Annotated in this window: 8 protein-coding genes and 1 tRNA gene; 2 read left to right on the forward strand and 7 right to left on the reverse strand. The window is 67.3% G+C overall.

The window, feature by feature from the left end:
- The first annotated feature begins 698 nt into the window (after positions 1 to 698).
- Positions 699 to 774, forward strand: a tRNA-Thr gene (locus ACT84W_RS07515).
- A gap of 463 nt (positions 775 to 1237) precedes the next feature.
- Positions 1238 to 2503, forward strand: coding sequence for a hypothetical protein (locus ACT84W_RS07520; protein WP_444328752.1), 1266 nt, complete (start codon positions 1238 to 1240; stop codon positions 2501 to 2503).
- A 140-nt stretch (positions 2504 to 2643) separates the two neighbouring features.
- Here ACT84W_RS07520 and ACT84W_RS07525 read toward each other — a convergent pair whose 3' ends face one another.
- From ACT84W_RS07525 to hpf, 7 genes are all read right to left on the reverse strand, one after another.
- The gene (locus tag ACT84W_RS07525) at positions 2644 to 3834 is read right to left on the reverse strand and encodes a purine-nucleoside phosphorylase (RefSeq protein WP_417576329.1); all 1191 of its coding nucleotides are present in this window, start codon (positions 3832 to 3834) and stop codon (positions 2644 to 2646) included.
- Between the two features lies 1 nt (position 3835).
- Positions 3836 to 4810: a hypothetical protein gene (locus ACT84W_RS07530; protein ID WP_444328753.1), complete on the reverse strand. Its 975-nt coding sequence runs from the start codon at positions 4808 to 4810 to the stop codon at positions 3836 to 3838.
- Positions 4811 to 4892: 82 nt separating this feature from the next.
- On the reverse strand, positions 4893 to 5462 hold the full coding sequence (locus ACT84W_RS07535; protein WP_444328754.1) for a hypothetical protein: 570 nt from the start codon (positions 5460 to 5462) through the stop codon (positions 4893 to 4895).
- A 107-nt stretch (positions 5463 to 5569) separates the two neighbouring features.
- Entirely contained in the window at positions 5570 to 6004 is a 435-nt protein-coding gene (locus ACT84W_RS07540) for a hypothetical protein (RefSeq protein WP_444328755.1), read from the reverse strand.
- A 3-nt stretch (positions 6005 to 6007) separates the two neighbouring features.
- On the reverse strand, positions 6008 to 7150 hold the full coding sequence (locus ACT84W_RS07545) for an NAD(P)-dependent oxidoreductase (RefSeq protein ID WP_444328756.1): 1143 nt from the start codon (positions 7148 to 7150) through the stop codon (positions 6008 to 6010).
- 43 nt (positions 7151 to 7193) lie between these two features.
- A complete protein-coding gene (locus ACT84W_RS07550) occupies positions 7194 to 8231 on the reverse strand; it encodes a DegV family protein (RefSeq protein ID WP_444328757.1) in 1038 nt (345 codons plus the stop codon).
- 10 nt (positions 8232 to 8241) lie between these two features.
- Positions 8242 to 8832, reverse strand: a complete 591-nt coding sequence (gene hpf / locus ACT84W_RS07555; RefSeq protein WP_417576323.1) for a ribosome hibernation-promoting factor, HPF/YfiA family — start codon at positions 8830 to 8832, stop codon at positions 8242 to 8244.
- Between the last annotated feature and the right edge of the window lie 265 nt (positions 8833 to 9097).

Below are 9097 nucleotides of genomic sequence, written 5' to 3' on the forward strand. Positions count from 1 at the left end.
ATCTACGAGAGCCAGTTCGCCCCGGCGGAGTAGGGCGGCGGGGCAGGGGGCGGGGGCGCAGAAACTCCGGCGTCCAGTTTCATGACGGGGCGTACCGCGCAGAATCCTGGATGCCCAGCCCCAAGGCGCCCGCACGCGCGCAGAATCCTGGATGCCCAGCTCCAAGGCGCCCGCACGCGCGCAGAATCCTGGACGTTCAGCCCCGCAGCAAGAAGTTCCGCGCAGAAACCCGCGCCCCCAGCCCGCGCGCGCAGCTGAGGGCGCGGGTTTCTGCGCGCATCACGGCCAGTGGGCAATCAAGAAGGACTGAGCGTCAGTATTCCTGCGCATCAACTCTGACGAGACAGGCCGGCGAAGCTGAGCTTCAGGGTTTCTGCGCGGCCTTCTCCCTGCGCGATGGTTCCTTGGCGCGGAGTCAACTTAAAGGGTTGGCCGATTGCCCATGGCCGGCCAGCGCCGGCGGTCCGCCCCACAAGCCGGACGATTCCGCCGGGAAGCTGACAACCTTTCACCAGTTCATCCATTTCCGAATTCGCCAAGAAGAAATCCCAGCTCAGTGGACTGCGCTATTTCCGAAGGAAGAGATGGTGAAAGGTTCTGAACCCCACCAACGACGATCGTCCCCTCCCCTTTCTTCGCGTCTCCACAAAATGCTCCTTGAAACAACCGGGCGATTTAGGTACCATAATTATTCGCGCGCCGGCATAGCTCAGTTGGTAGAGCACCGCTCTCGTAAAGCGGGGGTCATCGGTTCGAGTCCGATTGCCGGCTCCAGTTGCTCGCAAAGCCAGGGAATTCGTTCCCTGGCTTTTTTCATGGCCCTGTTGGATATGCACAAGCCGCGCAGGATCAACAGGGGCCCGATGATGCGTAGATAAAAAATGCTGGGGGATAAGCCCCCAGCGCTTGGAGGTAGCCGTGACGGCTACCGATATTCTTGTAACATGCCCCACTTTGCCTGACAAGAGGCGGCTCTATGGCCCGAAGGAAGGCCAATATGCGAAGACCGTCAGCCCCCTCCGTTTGCACGGCGATGATCTTAAGCGACCAGAATCGCCTTAACTCCGCAGCGCCGAGCACGCGCCCTGCGCCCAAGGGCTTCAGCCCGTGACCAGCTCCCCCTCAGGCCTCCTCGAGCATTGCGCAACCCCTTTGAAGTGCGGAAACGCGACGCTTATACAGATACCTTAAAGAGCATACTTCCTTCAACCGGCGCGCCGCGGAGAAGGGAGCCACCATGAGAAAGCCCGCAGCGGATAAGCTCATGCAGAGGGTCGGCGTCGCGGTCGTCACAGGCGCGGTCCTGCTGTCCCAGGTACCGGCTCAGGCGATCGCCTCGGAGGCGGGCTCCTCGGCCGCGCCCCAAACCGCGTCCCAGGCCTCCGCACAATCCGAGCCCCAGCAGCAGTCCGACTCCGCGAACCCGCCCGAACCCCCCTCCGGCGGCGTCGCGACCGACCGCGGCGGCGGAAACATCTCCGTCGACGGTGGCACGATCTCGATCGAGGGCTCGGGCTCCCCCATCGTCTACTCCACGGGAGACATCGAGGTCAGCGATGTGACCGGCACGGCCTCCGAAAGCCAGCTCGTGGGCATGGAGGGCCTGAAAACGGTCCTCATCCGGAACTCGACGCTCTCGAGCTCGCAGACGGGCAAGACGGCGAGCGACCCCGTGGCCGACGGGGTGATCATCTACCAGTCGACCTCCGGCGACGCCGAGTCCACCACCGGCGAGGCCGCGACGTTCCAAGCCGTCGACTCTAAGCTCTCGAGCGCGATCCAGTCCGGCTCCATGTTCTACCTGACCAACACCTCCGCCGACGTCGTGCTCAAGAACACCGAGCTCGACTTCGCCTCCTCGGCGGCGCGCCTCCTCTACGCCGCTGGAAACGACGCGAACAACTGGGGCCAGGCCGGCAGCAACGGAGCGACCGTCAAGTTCACAGGCATCGGCCAGCAGCTCGCGGGCGACGTCGTGGCGGACACGATCTCCTCTGTCGACCTCCACCTGACCGAGGGCACAACCTGGGCAGGCGCCGCGTCCATCGAGCAGAACGCCGCAGGCTCGACCTCCGATGCGCCCATGACAGTCAACATCGACGGCAGCTCCCAGTGGACCGTGACGGCAGACTCGACCGTGAGCTCCCTCAACGTCGCAGAAGGCGCCAAGGTGGTCGACGCGGACGGAAAGACGGTCACCATCGTCGCCGGCGGCCAGACCGTCGTCCAGGGTGACTCAGGCCTAACCGTGACCGTCACAGGCCCCTACTCGACCGACTACGACGCCTCGGAGGCCGGTAGCCTGACGAGCGAGGCAATTGACCGCACGGCCTACGACGACGCCTTCGGAACGGATGTGGACGACGCCTCGAGCGACGACGAGAAGGACGCTGCCAGCCAAGCCTCGACGACATCCGACACAGACTCCGGCTCCTCCTCTGACGCCGAGAAGGGCTTCTTTGCCCAAGTCGTGGACTGGCTCAAGTCGCTCTTCGGGATGTAGGCGCGCGCAAAGGGCGCGCAGGGGCGCACGGCGCCCTTACAGAAATAGGGCCGGCGACGGGATCCATCCCCCGTCGCCGGCCCTTCTTCGCGGCGCTCATCGTCCGCACGTGCTCCGTCGCCGCGCTCCCGCGTCGTTCCCTACAGCAGCCGCAGGACCCCGCGCACGAGGCGCTCGAAGTCGTCGGCGTGCTTCTCGGCCTCGGCGACGACGCTCTGGTGATCGACGCCGGGGGCGCCCGCCTCGTTGGCGGCGAGCGTGAGCCCGAGGACGTTCATCTCGAGCGCCTTGGCCATGATGACCTCGCAGACCGTGCTCATGCCCACGTAGCTCACGCCGAGGGTGCGCAGCATCGCGGTCTCGGCCGGGGTCTCGAAGCAGGGCCCAAGCATGCCGGCGTAGACGCCCTCCTCCACGGAAATCCCCAGGTCGTCCGCGACGCCGCGGGCGATGGTGCGCAGGTAGGGGGAGTACGCGTCGTTCATGTCCACGAAGGGCGTGTCCACGTCGCGGAGCTCGGCCCACTCGGCGAGCGGGTTGCGGCCCGTGAGGTTGATCTGGTCGGTGAGGATGCCCAGGCCCTTGTGCGCGTTGCCCGGCACGCAGCCCGTCGCGCAGGCAAAGATGATGTCGCGGCAGCCCAGGTGATGCGCGTGGCGCACGAGCGCGGTGACCTCGGCCGCGCTGTAGCCTTGGTACAGGTGGATGCGGCCAGGGTACACGACCACGGGGACGTCGTCCACGGTGCCCACGAGCGCCTCGAAGGTGTGTCCCTCGATGGGCGTGGCGTCGCCCGGGAAGCCCTCGATGTCGTGGTAATCGATGCGGCGGACGGCCTTGACCAGGCCCTTGAGGTGGCCGAGGCCCGTTCCGAGCACGATGGCGACGGGATGCTCGACGGACGGCTTGACGTTCTTCACGGTGTCTTCGGTGACCACGCAGATCCCCTCCTTGGCGAGCAGGCGGGCGCACACGCCCATGCCTGCCGTTAGCGTTCCGGTATAGGTACCATCGTAGACCAGCCCGACGCCGCACGACGGGCTTTTTGCCTTCAGCACGGCGAGCGGTACCTCAGCGCGCTGAGCTGCGGCGCATTCGGCCCTCGCGCCATCGGCGAACGCACGGGTCACGTCTGTGCCGCCCTTGAGCAGCACACGCTCCCCCACCTGCTCGGCCGGCGGTCGCGGACAAGAAAGCCCCGCGGCCCTCTCGGGGCACACGGGGCAGACCTGGTTCTTCTTTGTGAGCTCGATAACCTCGGCGCACGGCTTGGATCCCCCGTCGTAGCGGACGGGCTCCCCGAGCAGGCATGCGCTGACGGCCAGACGCACCTTAGACCGCCAGCGAGCCAATCTGAATGGTGGCCTTAGAGAGGAGCTCGTTGCAGTAGGCCGTCCACTCGGAGGATATCTGGCTGGAAGCGGTGCTGTACTTGGACTGCGCGACGTAGTAGGCGGCCTGGGCGGCAGCGTAGGTCGCGGAGTCGCTCTTCACCTCGTAGGAGGCCAGGGCCTTGGCGTAATCGCCGTCCTGGCTCTTCCAGGTGTTGTTGTCGGCGTCCCACTCGTCGCCGGCGAGGCCGATGATGTACTGGGCGTAGTCGGCGGTCGGGGTGTCCTCAGCGCCGTCGGCCGGCTTGGTCGGGGCGGTCGGCTGGTCGGGGACCTGGGTGCTCACCACGGAGTCGCGCAGCTTGCTCATGACGGCGGACTGCTTGATGGTGTCCTTGGCGGTGTCCTCGTCGATGTTGTACTGAGAGGCGATCTGCGAGTAGTCGCTCGAGCCGAACATCTTGTTCGCGTACTGGTCGACCTCGTCGTCGGAGACGGTGATGTTCTGGTTGCCGGCAGCGTCGAGAACGATCTGGTTGCGCGCGTACGAGATCACGTCGGTGGCGGCGGGGACGGTGTAGTTGCCGTCGGAGTCTGCGAACTTGTCCACGCTGCCGTTCTGCGCGAGCACCTCGCGGGCGGTGACCTTGTTGGTCTTGCCGTCGTAGGTGTACTCGGCGATCGTGGAGTCGAGCTGATCGGACGTGAGCTTCGTGGTCCCGTTCAGCGAGAAGGACGTGGACCCGCCGCCCAGCAGGAAGTGGCCGCAGAGCACGCCCACGACCACAGCGGCGACGACGCACACGATGAAGACGGGCAGGCCGACGGTGGGCAGGGGCTTCTTGGCGGAATCGGACTTGGAGGTGTGCTTGTCGGCGTGCTTCTGCGCCGGCTCGGGGGCCTCGGGCTTGGCGGCGTCCTTCGCGGGCTCCTGGGGCTCGGTGAGCTCGTCGTGGTTTTCCTTGGTATCGGGCATGTTCCTATCCCATCTGTTCGCATCGAAAACTAGTCAGACCCTAGGAATTTACTCCCCGGGTCTTTAGGTTTACTGAAGGGCGCTACTTGCAGGCCTCGGCGATCTGGGCGCTGAAGGTCTTGATGTAGCCGGAGCCGTTGGAGGCGTCGAAGGCCACGCGCTCGGCGAGCGCGGAGCGGGTCGCGTCGGAGACCTCGCCGTGGGCGAGGTCCAGCAGCGCCGCGAGCATGTCGCGGTACTCAGCGTCGCCGTGGTAGCACTGGATCGCCTCGTCGAGCAGCGGCCAGGCGGCGTCGGAGCGCTCGGCAGACGTCGCGCCATAACGGCACAGAAAGACGAACGCGGCCAAGCGGACCGTCGCCGAGTCGTCGTCGAAGAGCGACTCCTCCGCTCCGTCGAAGGCGCCGGAGAGGTCCGCCGCGTTGTCGGCGCACAGCTCGGAGAGCGCCGTGAGGATCTCCCAGCGGGTCTGGGCCTCAGGGCGCTCGAGGGTCTCCACGAGCTGATCGATGTGGCCGACGAGGCGCGACGGGTCGGCCTTGGAGACGAGCGCGAGCTTGTGGGCGACCTCCTGGCGGCGACGGCGTCCCGTGCCCTGGAGCTCCTTGAAGAGCGCTTCGATCTGCGCGTTGGCGTTGGTGGCCTCTGCCATTGTTTATCCTCCTATGTGATGTGCGATGTTTTGTGCGATGCGGCGCCGCGGGGCGCGGTTCGGGCTTGGGCCCGGGGCGGACGCGGCGGGGCGGGTGGACTGGGGCGCTAGCGGCCCTTCTTCGCGTCCTTGCCCGCGGCCATAGTGCTCATGAGCTCAGGCTCCGGCGCGCCGTCGCGGCGGGCCCTGCGGGCGGCCTCGGCGGCCTCGGGGTCCTTGGCACGGCGGACGTGGTCCTTGTTCACGCAGAAGGCGGTGTCGGCCTTCTTCCACGGGCCGACGGACTCGCCGAAGGTCATCTTCATGCCGGCGAGCGTGCCCGCCATGACGCCGAACACGAGCATGACCAGCATAAAGAGCCCCGTGAGGCAGACCACGGCAGTGAGCAGCGCGCCGGCCGCGAGCACGACGACGTTCATGCGGATGTACTCGCCGCGCGTCACGCAGCGCTTGGCGAGGATATCGCCTGCGCCGACGCCCGCGAAGATCCCGAAGAACAAGAAGAGCAGCGCGATGACCGCGCCGGCAAAGCCGAGGTCCACGGGCTAGTCCTCCCCGTGGCAACAGCAGTGGTGTCCGCCGTCCCCGTGGCCGTGGCCGTGGCCCTCGCCATGGCCGCCGCAGCAGCCCTCGCCGTGGCCGTGGCCCTCGCCGTCGTGATGGCCGCCGCAGCAGCCCTCGCCGTGGCCCTCGCCGTCGTGATGGCCGCCGCAGCAGCCGCCGTCGTGGCCGCCGCAGCCGCAGCCGTCCTCGTCGCCGTCGAGCAGCGACCAGTCGAGGCCGGCCGCCGCGGCGTCGGCCTCCTCGGCGTACAGCAGCGTGAGCGCCTGGGTGCCCATGCGCGCGCCGCCGACCTGGCAGAGCGTGTCGAAGAGCGCGAAGGCGGTCTCGGCGCCCGGGAGCGCCAGCTCGGCGTCCTGGGCGGAGCGCAGCGCGAGCGCGATGTCCTTGCGCAGGTGCTCAGCCATGAAGCCGGGCTTGTAGTCGCCGTCGAGGGACTTCGGCGCGAGGCTCGCGGAGGCGCCGGAGCCGCCGGTGCCGCTCGCCATGAGCTCGAGGACCTTGTGGGGGTCGACGTGGCCCTGCTCGGCGAGGGCAAGCGCGTCGGCGTAGCCCACCATGCAGGAGGCGAGGCTCACCTGGTTGCAGAGCTTCGCGGTCTGGCCGGCGCCGGGGGCGTCGAAGTAGAAGAACTTCTTGCCGAAGGTCTGGAGGATGGGAAGCACCGGGGCCGCCTGGGCCTCGGTCGCGCCGAGGATCAGCGTGAGGGTGCCCGCCTCGGCGCCCGCCTGGCCGCCCGTGACGGGGCAGTCGAAGGCGTGCTTGTCCTCGATCTCGGCGGCGTCATGGATGTCGCGGGCGAGCTGCGGGGAGCTCGTGGTGAGGTCGATGAGGTAGGCGCCCTTCCGCGTGGCGCGGATGAGGCCGTCGGAGGCCAGGTAGACGTCCTCGACGTCCGTCGGGTAGCCGACCATGGTAAAGACGACGTCGGCCTCGCGGGCGGCGTCGGCCGCCGAATCGGCCCAGTGCGCGCCGCGCGCCAGGAGCGCCTCGGCCTTGGACTTCGTGCGGTTGTGGACGGTGACGTCGTAGCCGGCGTCGAGGATGTGGCCGCAGATCGCGGCGCCCATGATGCCGGTGCCGATGAAGGCGACCTTGGTGTGGTGGGGGGAGATCGTGGTGCTCATTCGTGCCTTTCTATCGATGACGAAAAGGGACTGTCCCTTTTCGTCATTTGCTGCGGACCTTGCGGGCGAGGCGGTCGGTGAAGCTCAGGCTCTCGCGGCGGTCCTTGCCCCAGAACACGCAGGCGACCATGCCGGGGCCGACGTGCGCGCCGATGACGGGAGAGACCGAGCTGAAGATGATGGGCATGTCCGCGCAGCCGGGCTCCTTTCGGAGCTGGTCGGCGAGCCAGTAGGCGTCCTTCTCGGCGTCGGCGGAGACGATGCCGACGGGCATCGGCACGCCGCCCATGTCCTCGTTCGTCAAGTGGTTGGCCTTGAAGTCGGCGATGATCGCGCGCAGGGCCTTCTTGCGCCCGCGGCACATGCCGCGCAGCGTGAGGGCGCCGTTGAGGTCGTAGGAGAGCTCGGGCTTGATGTCGAGCTTGCCGCCCACGGTGGCCGCCGCTGGCGGGATGCGCCCGCCGCGCGCCAGCGCGTCGAAGCTGTCGAGCGTAAAGAAGCCCTGGATGTAGTAGCGCGCCTCCTCGGCCCACTCGACGAGCTCCTTGGCAGTGAGGCCGTTGCCCGCCTGGTGCACCGCCTCGATGGCCAAAAGCTCGGCCGCCGCCGACGGGCAGAGGTTGTCGACCACGTAGAGCTCGAAGCCGGGGTGGTTCTCGCGCACCATGTCCGCGGCCGTGCGGGCCGCGTCGATGGAGGACGAGAGGCCGCGCGTGAAGCCGAGGTAGACGGTCGGCGTGCCCTTGGCTGCCGCCGCCTCGAAGACCTCGAGGTAGTGGCCGGGCGTGATGGCCGACGTCGTCGCGACCTCGCCGGCGCGCATGCGGCCGTAGAAGTCGGACGGGCTCATGGTCTGCCAGAAGTCGTCGAGGTGCTCCTCCCCTCCCATGACGAAGGGGAAGCTCACGACCTCGACGCCGAGGGCGCGGACGACCTCGGGCGCGAAGTCGGCGCACGAGTCGACGATGATGTGCACATTGGGCTGCGAGTGATAAGCGCGGCCCAGGCGCGCAGCCTCCTGCGATGCCTGGGCATTTGAGTTGCTAAGTTGTTCGTCCTCTTGGACGGTCTGATCGCTCAAAGGTGAATCCCTACTCCTCGTTCTCCTCGATCTTGGGCTTGATGATACCGTACCCGCCGTTCTTGCGGTGGTAGATGACGTTGATAAGCCCAGTTGTCGCGTTTGTGAACACATAAAAATCGTGTCCGAGCAGGTCGGTCTGGACGAGTGCCTCCTCCTCGGTCATGGGCTTGAGGTCGATGACCTTCTCGCGCACGAGCTGGTCGTCGGCGTCCTCGTCGGGAGCGGGCTCGATGAGGGAGGCGAGGTCCTCGGCGCTCACAGGGGCGGCGTGCGCGACGCGGGCGCGCTGACGGCGGTCGACGACGCGGGTCTTGTACTTGCGCAGCTGGCGGGTGACCTTCTCGGCCGCCTCGTCGATGGCAGAGTACATGTCGTCGGAGGAAGCGACGACGCGGACGACGTTGTCGCGGACAAAGACGGTGACCTCGCAGGCGCGGCGCTCGGGGTTGGAGGGGTTCTTGTCGACGCGGAGCACGACGTCGCAGCTCATGGGACTGATGTCGAAGACCTTAAGGGCGTTGCCGACCTTCTCTTGCACATGATCGCGCAGGGCGTCAGAGACGGTGACCTTGCGGCCGGAGATCTTGATGTCAACCATAAAAGCCTCCTTACGTATGCCTACGCGGGCCCGGCGAGAACACCGTGCCCGCGTCATGTACTTAACATACCCAGAACCCGCGCCCTAAACCGGCTCGCACGAAGAAGGCTGGCGAGAGGCTGCGTTTATTCGGTGGGCGCAGGGGCGGCCACGGCGGCAGGGGTCGCGGCAGGAGCGGCAGCGGCAGCGGCGTCGGGGGCGGCCGTTGCGGCGGCATCGGGGGCGGCAGCGGGGGCAGCGGTGATCCCTTGGAGCATGGACGCGC

Origin of the sequence: Paratractidigestivibacter sp. (assembly GCF_052362415.1) — a bacterium.
In the GTDB taxonomy this organism is placed as follows: Bacteria; Actinomycetota; Coriobacteriia; order Coriobacteriales; family Atopobiaceae; genus Paratractidigestivibacter.

Bases quoted from the DNA above. Each gene is read 5' to 3' on its own strand.
- ACT84W_RS07520 (WP_444328752.1), top strand. From the start codon at position 1,238: ATGAGAAAGCCCGCAGCGGATAAGCTCATGCAGAGGGTCGGCGTCGCG.
- ACT84W_RS07530 (WP_444328753.1), bottom strand. From the start codon at position 4,810: ATGCCCGATACCAAGGAAAACCACGACGAGCTCACCGAGCCCCAGGAG.
- ACT84W_RS07535 (WP_444328754.1), bottom strand. From the start codon at position 5,462: ATGGCAGAGGCCACCAACGCCAACGCGCAGATCGAAGCGCTCTTCAAG.
- ACT84W_RS07545 (WP_444328756.1), bottom strand. From the start codon at position 7,150: ATGAGCACCACGATCTCCCCCCACCACACCAAGGTCGCCTTCATCGGC.
- hpf (WP_417576323.1), bottom strand. From the start codon at position 8,832: ATGGTTGACATCAAGATCTCCGGCCGCAAGGTCACCGTCTCTGACGCC.